This window comes from Shewanella sp. 30m-14 (genome assembly GCF_052977125.1).
In genome coordinates this window covers 1-15231 of record NZ_JBRILW010000019.1, presented here as the reverse complement: position 1 = coordinate 15231, position 15231 = coordinate 1, and the positions used below count along the sequence as shown (strand labels likewise).

Genomic DNA, 15231 nt, shown 5'->3' with positions numbered 1-15231 from the left:
TGCTTTAGAGATCCCTATACTCTCTTTACGCCGGCTTTTTGACGATGAATCCACTCAGCAGTATCAGCAATGCAATTAATAGTAATGCTCAGGTATCAGACACTTATGGCGTTAATAGTGGCCAGTCAAATGTTGGCGGTGCAGGGGCTGTCGCTGCACTAGGAGCGACAGCGCCTCAAGCTGAAACGACGGAGCTGACAAAAAATGATAATACGCTGGTATTATCTGGCCGTGCAGAAAGAGCACAGAAAATCGAGGCGATGGCTAACGATTTCTTCAAAGGAGGCCAATTTACTTCGGCACAATTACCGTCCCTTATTCAACGTCTTTATCAAGATGGCATTCTCAGCGAAGGCCAGCTCAACCGATTATCTAATAGCGGTTTCGACATCCCGCCAGCAGAAGTGCAGCCTTTATCTGACTTTATTGATGAACAGCGCAGTACGTTAACCAATAGCGAACAAGACCGAGAGCTTGCCGAGCTGCTAGACAACGCGAAGTGGGTCATGGGGGCAATGGATGTATCGCAATCTCCTTTAGTTGCACAAAAGGCTAACCGGGTTTCGAGCCAAATTACTGACTTGTTACAATCTGAAAGGCCATTGACGGAAGTGCAACAGAACCAGTATCAAGGGTTGAAATCGTTGATGCAGCTCGCTGCAATGACTGGCGAACATCAGCAAGAAAATGGTCAGCTCAATAGCTACCTTGCATTAGCCAAAAGGCATTAGTATTTGTCTATGTGTGATTTTACTTTTGTAGTTGAGAATACATTTTGAGCTGGATTCTTTCTGCAAGAGAAGGATCAATTGCTACTTGTCGCTCGCCCTTTTTTAAAGCTTCCAATAAGTTGCGGCACACGTAATGAATAAAGAATTTTACCTGCCTATTTTTATCCACAATTTATACCTAAATTATACTGTCACTAGCCCGCTTCCATGAGTTCGTCAAGGCCATAATTTGAGATCAGTGGCTTTGTAGACAGAACTGTTTTCTTATTGTCTTCCTCTTTTAAAATGATGATCTGGATCAAAGTACTTATCGTTATTTTATAGCTTAATGCGCCACATATTGTGATTTATTGAAAAAGTAGCACTATATATAGTGTTGCTTTGATGAGCGAGCTGAAGAGGATTTATACAATGCCAGTGGTTATTAAACGGGATGGTTACCGTACGCCTTTTGACGAAACAAGGATTAAAGACGCCGTGATAGCAGCTGCTAACTCGGCAGGTATTGAGTGCGCTGAATATGCACAACAGATTGCGGAAAATGTGAGAGAAAGTGTTTCGCAGTTAGCAGAAGTTAATATCCATGATCTGCAAGACACCGTTGAAAACTTGCTCATGGAAGGGCCGTATAAATCTTTGGCGCGCGTTTACATCGAATACCGTCACGATAGAGATATCAATCGTGAAGTTAGCAGCCGCTTGAATAAAGAGATCCGTGGTTTAGTTGAGCAAAGCAATGCGGCTTTGTTGAATGAGAACGCTAATAAAGACTCTAAAGTGATCCCAACTCAGCGCGATCTGCTTGCGGGTATCGTGGCTAAGCACTATGCAAAATGCCACATTTTGCCTAAAGATGTCGTTGCCGCACATGAGTCTGGTGAGATCCACTACCACGATTTAGATTACGCGCCATTCTTCCCGATGTTTAACTGTATGCTTATTGATCTTAGCGGCATGTTAACTCAGGGCTTTAAGATGGGTAATGCTGAAATTGAAACCCCGAAGTCAATTTCTACCGCGACTGCAGTGACCGCACAAATTATTGCGCAAGTGGCAAGCCACATCTATGGCGGTACAACGATTAACCGTATCGATGAAGTATTGGCACCCTTTGTGGCGAAGAGTTACGACAAGCACTACCAGGTAGCGCTTAATTGGGGCATTACCGACGCAAAAGCGTTTGCCACTGCGCAAACTGAAAAAGAGTGTCACGATGCATTTCAGTCATTAGAGTATGAAGTTAACACGCTACATACTGCAAATGGTCAAACCCCATTTGTGACTTTTGGTTTCGGTTTAGGTACCTCTTGGGAATCACGCTTAATTCAGCAGTCTATGATGACAGTGCGTATTGCAGGTTTAGGTAAAAATCGTAAAACAGCGGTATTCCCAAAACTTGTTTTTGCTATTCGCGATGGCATTAACCATAAAACCGGCGATTGTAACTACGACATTAAGCAGTTGGCACTTAAGTGCGCTACCACGCGTATGTACCCAGATATTCTTAACTATGAACAAGTTGAGAAGGTGACAGGGTCATTTAAGACGCCGATGGGTTGCCGTAGTTTCTTAGGAACCTTTGAGCAAGATGGTGAGCTTGTGCATGAAGGCCGCAACAATTTAGGTGTTGTGAGTTTGAATTTGCCACGTATTGCGCTTGAAGCAAAAGGTGATGAAGCAGAGTTCTACCGTATTTTAGATGCGCGTTTAGCCATGTCTCGTAAGGCCTTGGACACTCGTATCTCTCGCCTTGAAGGTGTTAAAGCGCGCGTTGCCCCTATCCTATATATGGAAGGTGCGTGTGGTGTGCGTCTAAAAGCTGATGATGATGTTTCTGAGATCTTCAAAAATGGTCGTGCATCAATTTCATTAGGCTATATTGGTCTGCATGAAACTATTAATGCGCTTTATGGCACAGACGAGCATGTTTACGACAGCGAACTGCTACGTGAAAAAGCCATTGCGGTTATTAAGTACATGAAACAAGCCACCGACAGCTGGAAAGCAGAGTCAGGTTACGCATTCAGCCTGTACAGCACGCCAAGTGAGAACTTGTGTAGCCGCTTCTGCGCACTTGATACCAAGATATTTGGTGTGGTTGATGGCGTTACCGCAAAGGGTTACTACACAAACAGCTTCCATTTGGACGTTGAAAAACAAGTGAACCCTTACGATAAGATTGATTTTGAACAGCCATACCCAGAGATCGCGAACGGTGGTTTCATCTGTTATGGCGAATTCCCTAACATGCAAAATAACGTAGAAGCGTTAGAGAACGTATGGGATTACAGTTTTAGCAGAGTGCCATATTACGGCACTAACACCCCAATCGATGAGTGTTACGACTGTGGCTATACCGGTGAGTTTAGCTGTACCAGTAAAGGTTTTACGTGCCCTAAGTGTGGCAACCATGAACCAAGCCGTGTGTCTGTGACGCGTCGTGTATGTGGTTACTTAGGTAGCCCAGATGCAAGACCGTTTAACTATGGTAAGCAAGAAGAAGTTAAGCGCCGCGTTAAGCATTTATAATAAAAATACTAGGGGCTTAGCATGCAAATGGCTTAGCCTGTAGTTATTGGGTTTGTGTACATAAAAGGTGCTGTGTTCAGCACCTTTTTGTTTTCTAGTTAAAGCAAAATTCTAGCTGAAACGAGTTTAATATGAATTATCATCAATACTATCAGACAGATGTAATTAATGGCCCCGGTACTCGTGCGACCCTTTTCGTGTCGGGGTGCGAGCACCAATGTCGTGGTTGTTATAACCAATCCACCTGGAACCCTTGTTCTGGTCACCTTTTTGATGAACAGATGCAACAGCGTATTATTGATGACTTAAATGATGAACGTATTAAACGCCGTGGATTATCGTTATCCGGTGGCGACCCTCTGTTTCCTGCAAACCTGACAGCAATTTTGTCGCTAGTTAAGCAGGTGAGGGAGCAATGCCCTGGTAAAGATATTTGGCTATGGACTGGCTACACTTTAGGCAGTTTAACGGCTCAGCAGCAGGAAATTGTCGACTTAGTCAATGTCGTGATTGATGGTAAGTTTGAGCAGTCACTTGCCGACCCCAGCTTAGTTTTTAAGGGCAGTAGTAACCAAGAGATCCATTATCTCAGGTAGATTGAGCATATTACTGACGTAACTTGTCAGTTGTTTAGCTATAAACCTAGGTTAAATTGGCTTATATACTGTTATAATGTGGCAATAATGACAAAACAGCGTCAGTTAACTGAGGCTGTTTTTGTTTCTAAACGTGTAAATTAGATTTGAATTTAAGGTCTGTAAATGAATTTAAAGCAGGAGCTGCAAACGCTCAACGATAAGTTAGACAAATTTCGTCGTAAGCTAGCAGCAGCTGAAAAGCGTACCGATCCGACTGTTATCATACAGTTTAAGCAAGAAATTGCAGCTATGACTAAACGGATCAGCGCTGTTAAAGCTCAGCAAACACGCGAGTTAAGCAAGCAAGGCGGCACGGTTACGGGTCTTCAGTTTAGCCGTGTATTAACTAAAGCCGAGCAGGCAGACATGGGTAAGTTGAAAAAGTCTGTTAAAGGTTTGGTTGTGGTTCACCCAATGACGGCTTTAGGTCGTGAAATGGGTATTAAGCAAGTCACAGGCTTTGCGCCAAAAGAGTTTTAAGCGCGTTTAGTTATTGATTTAGTGAGCCGCTTCAAGGTTATCTTTAAGCACTGGGCTTATGCTTGCTCAAGTTAAGTCTATGGCCGATTAGAGAATGCTTTAAGCCATAGACTGATTGAATATTTGAGCTAGCAAGAGTATCGTCTCAAGCATTTATTTTCTTTATCAGGACGTTTGCAGTCTCATGGAATGAGAGTTGTCGTTAAGGTTTTTTCATGTCGATTAAATACATCGCGTCTTCAAAATTACCCACCCCTTGGGGTGTTTTCGAAATGCATGGTTTTGAAGATAGTGAGACAGGTAAAGAGCACGTCGCGCTTACCTTTGGTACATTTTCTCCAGACGCGCCAATCCTCGGGCGTATTCATTCAGAATGTCTAACCGGTGATGCGCTATTTAGTTTGCGTTGCGATTGTGGTTTTCAGCTACAAACGGCGATGCAAAACGTGGCTGAAGAAGGCCAAGGTTTTATTCTTTATCTACGCCAAGAAGGGCGTGGTATTGGTTTACTGAATAAAATCCGTGCCTATGAGCTGCAAGATCAAGGTGCTAATACGGTTGAAGCGAACGAACGCTTAGGTTTTGAAGCCGATATGCGTAAATACGACATGATCATTCCTATGATGGAAAAAATTGGTGTCGCAAAAGTACGTCTAATGACCAATAACCCTCGAAAAGTGAAAGCGATGCAAAGTTTTGGCTTAGAGGTCGTTGAGCGAGTGCCACTGCAAGTGGGTAAAAACCGCTATAACGAAGGTTACCTCAAGACAAAGTCGACCGAGTTGGGTCACATGATGTCTGAGTACCACTTTACTGAAGTGGATCCTGAAGCAAAACAAGATTAATACCTTTTAGTAAAGTCTTTATTTTCTTGGCTTTACTCTGCTATACCGCTATATTCGGGCTATCGATTAGAGTTTAATTAAGTTTAAAATCAATTTATGGCCCGTTTGCGTTACCTTTCAATTCTACCTCTTTTGATTATAGTGCCTGCTCAGGCAGAGACTGATTACAGTCATTACGCATTCGCTAATTATCTAGGCAGCGGTCTTTATCGAACGTCCGGGCAAAATGCTACTGTGGCTAACATTCCTATTAGTTTTGATCTACAGCGCTCAGAGACTGAGTCCTTAGTGCTCAGAACGCCGGTTTCCATGGGTTTTTTTAACTTTACCTGGAGTGATTTGCCTGATGGCGAGTTGCCATCAAGCGTGGGAACCTTGACCGTAACCCCTGGGCTGGAGTATCGGATTAAAACGTCTGAAACTCATGAATTCCAGACCTATGCCGATCTCGGTTTTGGTACTAACTTTACCAATAGTAATGATGTGGTCATCTATTCGGCTGGGATGTCGAGTCTGCTTGATTTTGAGCTGGGCAATACCCATCCACAATGGGTTAATCGGGTATTCTTTGCGGGTTATAACACCTTGCATGATGGCGCGAGTGAGTCATATTCTGCGGTGCAGTCAGGCATTGATATTGGCACTAACTACTACTTTCAAGTCAAAGGTGTTGAGGTTGAACCGCGGTTCTTTGTTGCTGGCTATTGGTACTTTGATAAATTGAAGTTTACCACCCCGTTTGAAGAAGACGTGCTGGTGGCGAATAGTTTTGAAGTTGGTGCCACTCTGGCTTTTTCTAAACCGGTAGGTTGGGATCTGATTAATATTAAACGCTTTGGCTTGAGTTATCGTAAGGGCGATGGGATAGAGGTTTGGCGCTTAATCTTTGAGTTCCCCATTTAGATAGCGGCTTATGATAAGCACAGCGCACTCGAATGGAATGGCTAGAGTATTTAAGAGATAGAGGCTTAAGGCTATAAATTCAAATGACTTTGGCTTAGCTTGGCCTATGAATTGAAATATATCGGTTTAATCACTAAACCGATATATTGTACTGCATGTTACACAGGTTACTTGCCCCAAATCTTGGCATTCGCTTCAGGCAGTGGCTCTTGCGACTTCTTTGGTTTAGTAACAGAGATCACAGCGTCATAGTCCCTAGGTGGAGGCAAAGGTAAGTTATTCATTTTTAGATAAAGATATTCTACTTTATCTCTTGCCCATTGCGTTTTACGCAAAAACTTTAAACTCGATTTAATGCTTGGATCATGATTAAAGCAGCGGATATCAATACGGCTGCCTAACTCTTCCCAACCATAATGGTCGACAAGATCTGTTAATAAATCTTCGAGCTTTATGCCGTGAAGTGGGTTGTTTGCTTGGGTCATAGTCTTGTTGGAGCCGTCTTGTTCGTACTTACTAGAATGAACTAATTATATCAGTTTATTTGTGGTAGATCTTTAGGGATTGAATTGACAATATCCTTAAGCATTAAAAAGAGAGCCATAAGGCTCTCTTTAACGGTTATTTTCGATTTATTAGAAACTAATGCTGTTTACTCATCAGCATTTGATAACCGCCGCCATTATAGACATTGGTATAACCTTCGCTCACTAACATTTTATTAGCGATGCCACTGCGGTTACCGCTACGGCAATAGACAACGACTGAGCGATCTTTGGCGATCTGTTGTTTTGCAAATGCGCTATCGATTTGCTGATAAGGAATATTGATGGCGTTTGGTAGGTGGCCTTGAGCAAACTCTTCAGGGGTACGAACGTCCACCACTAAGGCGCCGGCTTCAATTTTTTGCCAAGTGACCTTAGGGTCTTGGTCTGCGGCCATGGTCAACGTGCTAAACATGATTAGCAGTAAGCTTAGGCCTAGCAACCATGTCATTGTTTTTGGTTGTTTTTGCTGCAAATTAAAAGCGTTACTCATCAATATACCTTTATTTATCATTATTTAATCTTGATTGGCAGTCGCTAACTCTGCTTCTGATTTGAAGCCAAACTTACGCAATATCATCGCTGCCGGACAAAATCCAGTATAGGCGCTTTGAAATAAATTAGCTCCTACAAAAACCGTGAGCCAGATAAAATTATTGTTAATCCAAACAGTTAAGGTTAAAGATACTAAAACCATAAACCCTGCAAATGCCATAATGGCGCGTTCAATAGACATAGAAACTCCTTTTTAGAACCAGCTAAGCGGTTATCGATTTTGATAAGGACATTGGCGCATTGTTAGCGCCAATATCTAACGTTGAATGACATCTTAGTACTATTTTAAGTATCGCTTTTTCATCACCGCGTAATACAGCACGGGGATCACAACCAGTGTTAATAAGGTTGAGATTAAAATTCCAAAGATAAGGCTTATCGCAAGACCATTGAATATGGGGTCATCGATAATAAACAGTGCACCTATCATGGCTGCTAATGCGGTTAGCATGATAGGTTTTGCTCTTACCGCGCCAGAGTGGATAACGGCTTGCTGAAATGGCACGCCAGCGGCGGTTTCTTGGTGAATGAAATCAACCAGTAATATCGAGTTACGTACAATAATTCCTGCCAGCGCAATCATGCCTATCATTGATGTTGCAGTAAATTGTGCACCAAGTAATGCATGCCCAGGCATGACACCGATAATGGTCAATGGAATAGGCGCCATAATAATTAATGGTACAATGTATGATTTAAATTGGGCGACCACCAAGAAATAGATGGCGATCATTCCAACGGCATAGGCAATCCCCATATCCCTGAACGTTTCGTAGGTGATCTTCCACTCACCATCCCAAAGAATCGCGACGCTATCGAGTCCATTTGGCTGGGTTACATAGTGCTGCTCAAAGCCTAGACCTTGCTCATCGTTGATTTGGCCCACCATATCAAACATACCGTACAAAGGGCTGTCGAGTGGTCCCGCCATATCAGCGACGACCATGATCATTGGGATCATATTTTTATGGATAATGGGGCTATCAATATTACCTTTGTCGATGCGGACCAGTTCTGATAACGCGATAGCTTGATTGTTATGGCCGCGCAACGTTAAATTAAGGACTTGGTCTAAATCAACTTTGGTACCTTCTTGTAGCTGGATGTTGATTGGGACGGGGCGTTTTTGATCCGCTTTATGCAAATAGCTAATATCTTTACCACCAACAGCCGTAGCAACTAAATCAACAATGTGGCTGTAAGGTACGCCGAGTAAACTCGCTTTTGTTCTGTCGATGATGACTTGCCATTTAGCGGCGGATTCAGGCAGATAAATATCGATATCGACCACATCTTTGGTCTGTTTAAATACGCCGAGCAGCTCGTTTGCAGCTTGCTCACGTATCGCTTCACTAGGACCATAAACTTCTGCAAGAATAGGCGACCATACTGGTGGGCCTGGTGGCACTTCAACCACTTTAATATTGGCGTTATATTTAGCGCCAATGGCTTGCAGTGGCTCTCGCACTGATAAGGCAATACTGTGGCTATCGCGGTCGCGGTGTTTCTTATCGACCAAATTCACTTGGATATCACCTAGCTCTTGGGTTTGACGTAGGAAGTAGTGACGCACAAGTCCGTTAAAGTTCATGGGGGCACTTGTACCTGCATAGAGCTGATAGCTTGCCACCTCTTCAACTTGGTTGAGGTAGCGGCCGAGTTCCTTCAAGGCTTTTTGGGTTTGTTCAACGGGCGTGCCTTCTGGCAGGTCGACCATGACTTGAAACTCTGACTTATTGTCAAACGGTAGCATTTTTAACACCACGAGTTTGCCAATGGGGAGCGCAATAGCCGCCCCGATAAGCACAAATATGGCCGCGGCTAAGCCGAAACGAGCTTTGCGGGCATTGTTACCTAGCACAAATGGGCCAATAAGGCGGTTAAACAGGGTAAACATCGCACCGCTGTTTTCACTTGGCTGTGGCATATTGGGGTCGGTATGCTTGTGTTTAAGCAGTTTTTTACTGAGCCAAGGAGTGATCATAAATGCGACGGCAAGAGAGATCAGCATGCCCATACTGGCATTGATGGGAATAGGGCTCATATAGGGCCCCATTAATCCAGATACAAAGGCCATTGGCAGTAGCGCTGCAATAACGGTAAATGTGGCCAAGATGGTGGGGCCTCCGACCTCATCAACGGCAACAGGGATAAGCTCTGCAAAAGAACGCTTACCCATTGCCATATGCCGATGAATATTTTCAACCACCACGATAGCGTCATCGACTAAAATCCCGATAGAGAAAATCAACGCGAATAGCGATATGCGATTGAGGGTAAACCCCCAGGCCCAAGAAGCAAACAAGGTCAGTGCTAGTGTGATGATAATGGCAATGCCGACGACCATCGCTTCTCTGACGCCCATGGTTATCAACACTAGGATGACGACAGCCGCTGTAGCAAAAAGTAGCTTTAAAATGAGGGTATTGGCTTTGTCGCCTGCGGTTTCTCCATAATTGCGCGATACGCTGATCTCTACGCCATCAGGGATCAGGACATTTTCAACTTGATTGACGCGATCTAAAATTGCGTTGGCAACATCGACCGCATTTTTGCCTGGCTGTTTACCGATGGCGATGGTCACCGCGGGGTAAATATCTTGCTTATCGCCATGCCAGGCACTTTTTAGCGGAATGTTTGATTTAAGGGTGATATCCGCCAGATCGGCAAGATAAACAGGAGCCGCTTGACCGCCGCTATCTTGTTTAACCGCAACGACTAGCTGTTTTACATCTTCAATATTTTGTAAGAATTGGCCTGCCTGTACCTTAATTTCTTGGTTTCCTTGTACGAGAGAGGCTGGCATCGAAATGTGGTTGTTGCTACTGAGACTTTGGTTTATTTCATCAAAAGAGACACCGTAATAGTTCATCTTCAGCGGGTCAATTCTGACGTTTAGTGTCAGCTGATGCTCGCCTACCGAGTTAATCTCTCTGGTGCCTGCAATACGTTTAATTTCAGTTTCTAAGCCGTTGGCAATATGAGTGAGTTGCTCAGCAGAGACTTGAGGCTGTTTGGACCATAGCGTGAGGCTGACAATGGGCACATCATCAATTCCACGAGGCTTAATTTGTGGCTCGCCGACACCCGCCTTTAGGGGGAATTTGTCGAGGTTAGAGTGGAGTTGATTGTACAATTTCACAATGGCGTCATTACGCTCAATTCCGACTTCAAATACCACAATAAACAGTGCGCCGTCGGGCTGTGAAAACGAATAGAGGGTATCGATACCTTTAATTTCTGAGATCACCTGTTCGATTGGCAAAGTAACCAGGCTCTCGACTTCGCGTGGTGTTGCGCCGGGGAAAGGCACAAACACATCGGCAAAGGTCACATCGATTTGGGGTTCTTCCTCTTTGGGCGTGACTAAGACTGCAAAAAGTCCAAACAATAAGCCCAACAGCGCTAATAATGGCGTGATAGCACTGGATTGAAAAGCGCTAGCAATGCGTCCAGAAATACCTAATTTAGTTTGAGTTTGCATGACAGGTCTTCCTTAAAGCTCTTCGGCTAGATTCGATTAGGTTTTATGGTTTATGACTTTGCTTAAGCATTAGTAGTGCCTGATAGGCATCTTTTGCGACAATATCGCCATCGGATAAGCCCGCAAGGATCTCAACCATTGCGTTATCGGTCTGGCCCAACCTCACTTGATTGAGTACCCAGGTGTCATTTTGCTGAATATAAACGGCACTGAGCTCATTCATGGTCAGTAATGCCGATTGAGGAATAAAAATAGCATGTCGACTGCCACTGATAAACTGCGCTTTGATAAGGCTTCCTGGGAATGCGCCCTGAGTGTTTTGAGGCAGTGGTATACGCACTTTGTAGCTGCGACTTTGAGGGTCAACAAAACTGAACAGAGTCGGGGTATCTACGTCGAACAGTTGGCCGTTATCTAAGGTTAACTTGAACACGGGCTGCTGTTTTAGTGCTTCGATATAACGTTGAGGAACTTGGGTGACGGCGCGCATTTGGTTGACTGAGTAGCCAGAGTAGAGTGGCTGTCCAGGACTGACGGTTTCACCTTGCTCTACATGTCTTTGGGTTACAACGCCTGAAAAAGGTGCGCTAACAATCGTGTATTTTAACGACTCTGTTGCTTGAGTTATTTGTGCTTTAGCCGCGCTAACCGCCTGTTTGGTTGATTTGGCATTGGCCTCTGCTTCATCCATTTCCCCTTTTGAAATGGCGCCTTTGGGGAATAGCTGTTGATAGCGTTCAAGCTGCAGTTGAGCTTCGGTGTTAAGTGCATTGGCTTTGGCGTAATCAGCTTCGGCAGCAGCAAGTTGTGCACCTTGCTCTTTATTGGTGATCTCGAGTAAAGCCGCGCCTTCAGGTACGAAATCATTAATATCATAGTTAAGATTGATAATTCGACCAGAAGTTTGGGCTGAGACGGTCGCGGATTGAGTTGGCTCCACAATTGCGTCAAGAGATACCCAATTAGCATAGCTCTTTGCAGCCACCGTTATAGACTCGAGCTGCTTACTTTCAGCTGCTGCAGGGATGCTGATGAAGGGGATAGAGCCTAATAAGAGATAACCCACTAGTGTTTTTTTCATAATTATTATACGTCAAAATCAATCCATGCAATAATTCTAATGGAAGAGGTGGCTAACTGCAATAACTATTCATTAGAAAAATGCGATGGATGTTTTTCAGCTTGCTAACTTAATCGTTAAGGTAGTAGGTCAATGTTGACACGATACGGATTTTTTTGATGTAGGGAGTATTGCTGTCTCTGTCGTTAATACTAAATTGTCCTTGCGTCGCTTTTTTAATTTTACCTAGCTTGGAATTAGAGTCCTTGGCAAATTTTTCTGCGACTTGGCGTGCATTTTGAGTGGCAGATTGAATCATTTCTGGTTTGACTCTGTTTAGCTCTGTAAACAAAAACTGCGCTTTACTATTGTAGTCTTGATCGGAAATGGCAATGCCGTCTTTAACTAGGCTCAACATATTAGTGCGGGTTTTAAGCAGTAAATCGACTTTGTCAGTATATAAAGAAATAGATATTTTAGCGGCGTAACGGTATTTAACATTTGGATCGACATAACCTTGGGCTTGTCTGTCTTCAATTGCAGGTAGCGCAACGGTTATTTCACTGTCACTAAAGCCTTGCTGCTGTAAGAATTCGACGACCTTGTTCGTTTTGCTCTGCACTGTCTGGTAAAGGTCATTGAGATTGTTATCGACCTCACTGAATCGAATTGGCCAAATAGCAATGTTTGCTCGCACCTCTTTTTCGGCTAAGCCTTTTACGGTGACCGTTCGATCCATCGCTTTCATCTTAATCAGTTTATCGCCAACGGTGCTCGCTGACATTATCAGGCCAAAGCAGAGTAAACCACCAAGAATAAGGGCGGGTAGGGCGTTGTGCTTAGACATAAAGTACTCAGAGTGATTGCCAGTACTGTTAAGTTAGCAGGGAATAGCTGGTTAAGACAATGAATAAGTTTTCATCAGTATATGGGATTCATCAGAACTCAGGGCGATAGACTAAAGGCAATAAAAAAGCCGCATTAATATGCGGCTTTTAAAACACAAGCAGTTTTACTGTTAAGTGTTTAGCTTAGAACTTGTAGTTGTACTGGATAGAGTAGTACGTTGCGTTTGATGTAGTTGTCGCATGTACAGTACTTAAATCATCGCCTAGAGCTGGGTTTAGGTTACCTACTAAGCCTAATACAGAGCTTTGTTCTGTAAGGTTGGTTTCTTCACCGCGAACAAATGCAATACCAAAGTCTAAACTGGTGTTTTTAGAGAGGTTGTAAGTCGCGCCCATTGTGTACCACTGACGGTCTGAATCTGGAATAGAGATTGAGCTGACTTCACCGACTACGCCTTGGTCAAACATGTAACCAGCACGCAGTGTCCATGTGTCAGTTAGAGTATATGTACCACCAACACTGAATAACCAAGAGTCATCCCAAGCATATTTTTTTAGTTGAGCTTCAGAAGGATCGGTAACAGTGATTTCGTGGAAATCTCCCCAAGTGGTCATCTGCGCTGTGTAATGCAATGCAAACTTTTCTGTTAGCTGATGGAAACCTGCAACTTGGAAAATATCTGGAAGCGGAATGTTGATCTCTTCGTAGTGCGTGCCAGCGAATATCACAGTACCGTCGGCGCTGAACTCTGGGCTGAAGCGGTAGCTCATACCAAAACGGTTGTCTGCATTGATTTCATATACAGCGCCGACAATACCACCAAAAGCGATACCTTCTGCATCTACATCAACGAGCTCTAAATGTTGTGGTCCTTCAGGTGTTGGCATTGCACCACCACGCGTTAACGTGCCAGAGCCATAGATCACATCAAGACCTGCACCCACACTCAAGTTATCGTTGATGCGGTATGATGCGCTTAGATTGAAGTTGATAGTTGTCACTTCAGTCTTACCAAGCAGATCAATAGGAGCGGGTATTGCACCTGCAACGATGTTGTTTGACAAATCGGTAGTATCGGTACCTGTACCGAAGTTACTGAACATAGCAACACCGTAAGCGAATTTATCGTTTACTGGGCTAACATAGTAAAAGTTCGGAATTATTTTCGCTTCGGCACCATCATCTATGCTGCCGTAATGGAGTTCACCTAGGTTTGAGTTAACAAATACATCTTGAACTTCAACTTGTACGTCAGCATAAGTTAAGCCCATTGAAAGTTGTTTCTCATCAAACAATGCCATAGCTGCTGGGTTACGTGAAAGTACTGATGCGTTATCGGCTATCACTGCGTCACCGGCGAATGCACGGCCAACACCTGTTGCCGATTGGGCGTTAATTTGGAAGCCCGCAGCCATTGTTTGCGTGCTTACTAGAGCTACTGATACAGCAATAAGAGTCTTGTTGAAATTCTTCATTATTATCATCTCTATTATATTTTGGTCTTGCTTATTGGGGGCTAATTCATGATTAGCGGCAAGATCCACTTATTAGACCAGTGCATAGTAGGGAGATGTGAGCAAGCTAACAACTCCGACCAGAATCGTTTTATTGTTGATTATTAGTTAATTGTTGCGCGTTTTTATGGCGGTTAAATTAACAGCGCAATTGAAACTGGCTATAGAAAGTATAGCTAGCATAGGCTTGGGCATATGAGTTGGTTTGATTGTGCGTTAATGGAATGTAACGGGTGGGGTGTTTAGGAGGTTGTTGATAAAAATAAAAAAAGCGTACAAGTGTACTAATGCCGATCATTTAGCAGTTTATTGATCGGTTGACCGATCTTTATAAGATGGCAAAATCCGAGTGTTTTTAAACACTCGGATTTTTTTATGGACGTATCTCAAGCACTTAATATCATCAATGATTGGAAGCCGAATAATATTGAAACGTTGGCTGACTTACTTCCTCTAGAGCTTATTGATGAAGCCTATTCTCTGACTGCCACTGTGACCATGCGTAAACGCAAATTAACTTTGGAATCCATGGTATGGTTACTCGTCGGTATGGCTATTTATAATGATAAGTCCATGAAAGACCTAGTTAATCAACTTGATATTGTTGATAGAACAGGGAAAGCATTTGTCGCACCAAGTGCATTAACTCAACGCCGCAAAACACTTGGCCAGGCAGCAATGAAGGCCGTATTTCAACGAATGACTTCGTCTTGGCTAGCCAGCGCTCATTTGCCTCATTGGAATGGGCTAACGCTCTTGGGGGTTGATGGTGTGGTTTGGCGAGCCCCAGATAGCCCAAAGAATAATGAAGCATTTTCACGTCAAAAAAATACGCAATATCCGCAAGTAAGAATGGTTTGTCAGATGGAATTAAGCAGTCACTTGATTACAGGAAGTGCTTTTGATGACTATAACGTCAATGAAATGATACTTGCGGAGCAATTGATAGAAACCACGCCTAATCATAGTGTCACCATGTTCGATAAAGGATTTTATTCGCTAGGTCTTCTGCATAAATGGCAGCAAAGTGGTACTGAAAGACACTGGCTTATTCCGCTAAAAAAGAACGTTCAATATGAAGTTATCCAATCACGAGGG

Annotated in this window: 14 protein-coding genes; 7 read left to right on the top strand and 7 right to left on the bottom strand. The window is 43.5% G+C overall.

Annotation, left to right across the window (positions count from 1 at the left end):
* Positions 1-44: 44 nt before the first annotated feature.
* The 6 genes from ACVBIU_RS14225 (at position 45) to ACVBIU_RS14200 (ending at position 6126) form a co-directional block, all read left to right on the top strand.
* Positions 45-731, top strand: a complete 687-nt coding sequence (locus tag ACVBIU_RS14225; RefSeq protein ID WP_447164089.1) for a hypothetical protein — start codon at positions 45-47, stop codon at positions 729-731.
* Between the two features lie 411 nt (positions 732-1142).
* Positions 1143-3260, top strand: coding sequence for an anaerobic ribonucleoside-triphosphate reductase (gene nrdD / locus ACVBIU_RS14220; protein ID WP_447161275.1), 2118 nt, complete (start codon positions 1143-1145; stop codon positions 3258-3260).
* Positions 3261-3391: 131 nt separating this feature from the next.
* Positions 3392-3856: an anaerobic ribonucleoside-triphosphate reductase-activating protein gene (gene nrdG, locus ACVBIU_RS14215; protein ID WP_447161276.1), complete on the top strand. Its 465-nt coding sequence runs from the start codon at positions 3392-3394 to the stop codon at positions 3854-3856.
* 165 nt (positions 3857-4021) lie between these two features.
* On the top strand, positions 4022-4378 hold the full coding sequence (locus ACVBIU_RS14210) for a YibL family ribosome-associated protein (RefSeq protein ID WP_447161277.1): 357 nt from the start codon (positions 4022-4024) through the stop codon (positions 4376-4378).
* 215 nt (positions 4379-4593) lie between these two features.
* Entirely contained in the window at positions 4594-5223 is a 630-nt protein-coding gene (gene ribA / locus ACVBIU_RS14205) for a GTP cyclohydrolase II (protein WP_447161278.1), read from the top strand.
* 96 nt (positions 5224-5319) lie between these two features.
* A complete protein-coding gene (locus tag ACVBIU_RS14200) occupies positions 5320-6126 on the top strand; it encodes a hypothetical protein (protein ID WP_447161279.1) in 807 nt (268 codons plus the stop codon).
* A gap of 167 nt (positions 6127-6293) precedes the next feature.
* On the opposite strand, the gene ACVBIU_RS14195 is transcribed toward ACVBIU_RS14200, so the two are convergent.
* The 7 genes from ACVBIU_RS14195 to ACVBIU_RS14165 all read right to left on the bottom strand — a co-directional run bounded on the left by ACVBIU_RS14195 (position 6294) and on the right by ACVBIU_RS14165 (position 14094).
* On the bottom strand, positions 6294-6611 hold the full coding sequence (locus ACVBIU_RS14195; RefSeq protein WP_447161280.1) for a VF530 family protein: 318 nt from the start codon (positions 6609-6611) through the stop codon (positions 6294-6296).
* A gap of 157 nt (positions 6612-6768) precedes the next feature.
* Entirely contained in the window at positions 6769-7164 is a 396-nt protein-coding gene (locus ACVBIU_RS14190) for a rhodanese-like domain-containing protein (protein WP_447161281.1), read from the bottom strand.
* Positions 7165-7188: 24 nt separating this feature from the next.
* A complete protein-coding gene (locus ACVBIU_RS14185; protein ID WP_447164088.1) occupies positions 7189-7407 on the bottom strand; it encodes a YgaP family membrane protein in 219 nt (72 codons plus the stop codon).
* 99 nt (positions 7408-7506) lie between these two features.
* Positions 7507-10710, bottom strand: a complete 3204-nt coding sequence (locus tag ACVBIU_RS14180; protein ID WP_447161283.1) for an efflux RND transporter permease subunit — start codon at positions 10708-10710, stop codon at positions 7507-7509.
* A 43-nt stretch (positions 10711-10753) separates the two neighbouring features.
* The gene (locus ACVBIU_RS14175; RefSeq protein WP_447164087.1) at positions 10754-11791 is read right to left on the bottom strand and encodes an efflux RND transporter periplasmic adaptor subunit; all 1038 of its coding nucleotides are present in this window, start codon (positions 11789-11791) and stop codon (positions 10754-10756) included.
* A 109-nt stretch (positions 11792-11900) separates the two neighbouring features.
* Complete coding sequence (locus ACVBIU_RS14170; protein WP_447161285.1) at positions 11901-12617, bottom strand: SIMPL domain-containing protein; 717 nt, start codon at positions 12615-12617, stop codon at positions 11901-11903.
* Positions 12618-12801: 184 nt separating this feature from the next.
* Positions 12802-14094 (bottom strand): OmpP1/FadL family transporter, encoded by a 1293-nt coding sequence (locus ACVBIU_RS14165; protein ID WP_447161286.1) that lies wholly within the window; start codon positions 14092-14094, stop codon positions 12802-12804.
* A 414-nt stretch (positions 14095-14508) separates the two neighbouring features.
* Here ACVBIU_RS14165 and ACVBIU_RS14160 point away from each other — a divergent pair.
* Positions 14509-15231: IS4 family transposase (locus tag ACVBIU_RS14160; RefSeq protein WP_447164086.1), on the top strand; the 723-nt coding region annotated here is incomplete at its 3' end.

Coding starts and splice junctions, on each gene's coding strand:
- ACVBIU_RS14225 (WP_447164089.1), top strand. CDS start 45: ATGAATCCACTCAGCAGTATCAGCAATGCAATTAATAGTAATGCTCAG.
- nrdD (WP_447161275.1), top strand. CDS start 1,143: ATGCCAGTGGTTATTAAACGGGATGGTTACCGTACGCCTTTTGACGAA.
- nrdG (WP_447161276.1), top strand. CDS start 3,392: ATGAATTATCATCAATACTATCAGACAGATGTAATTAATGGCCCCGGT.
- ACVBIU_RS14210 (WP_447161277.1), top strand. CDS start 4,022: ATGAATTTAAAGCAGGAGCTGCAAACGCTCAACGATAAGTTAGACAAA.
- ribA (WP_447161278.1), top strand. CDS start 4,594: ATGTCGATTAAATACATCGCGTCTTCAAAATTACCCACCCCTTGGGGT.
- ACVBIU_RS14200 (WP_447161279.1), top strand. CDS start 5,320: ATGGCCCGTTTGCGTTACCTTTCAATTCTACCTCTTTTGATTATAGTG.
- ACVBIU_RS14195 (WP_447161280.1), bottom strand. CDS start 6,611: ATGACCCAAGCAAACAACCCACTTCACGGCATAAAGCTCGAAGATTTA.
- ACVBIU_RS14190 (WP_447161281.1), bottom strand. CDS start 7,164: ATGAGTAACGCTTTTAATTTGCAGCAAAAACAACCAAAAACAATGACA.
- ACVBIU_RS14185 (WP_447164088.1), bottom strand. CDS start 7,407: ATGTCTATTGAACGCGCCATTATGGCATTTGCAGGGTTTATGGTTTTA.
- ACVBIU_RS14180 (WP_447161283.1), bottom strand. CDS start 10,710: ATGCAAACTCAAACTAAATTAGGTATTTCTGGACGCATTGCTAGCGCT.
- ACVBIU_RS14175 (WP_447164087.1), bottom strand. CDS start 11,791: ATGAAAAAAACACTAGTGGGTTATCTCTTATTAGGCTCTATCCCCTTC.
- ACVBIU_RS14170 (WP_447161285.1), bottom strand. CDS start 12,617: ATGTCTAAGCACAACGCCCTACCCGCCCTTATTCTTGGTGGTTTACTC.
- ACVBIU_RS14165 (WP_447161286.1), bottom strand. CDS start 14,094: ATGAAGAATTTCAACAAGACTCTTATTGCTGTATCAGTAGCTCTAGTA.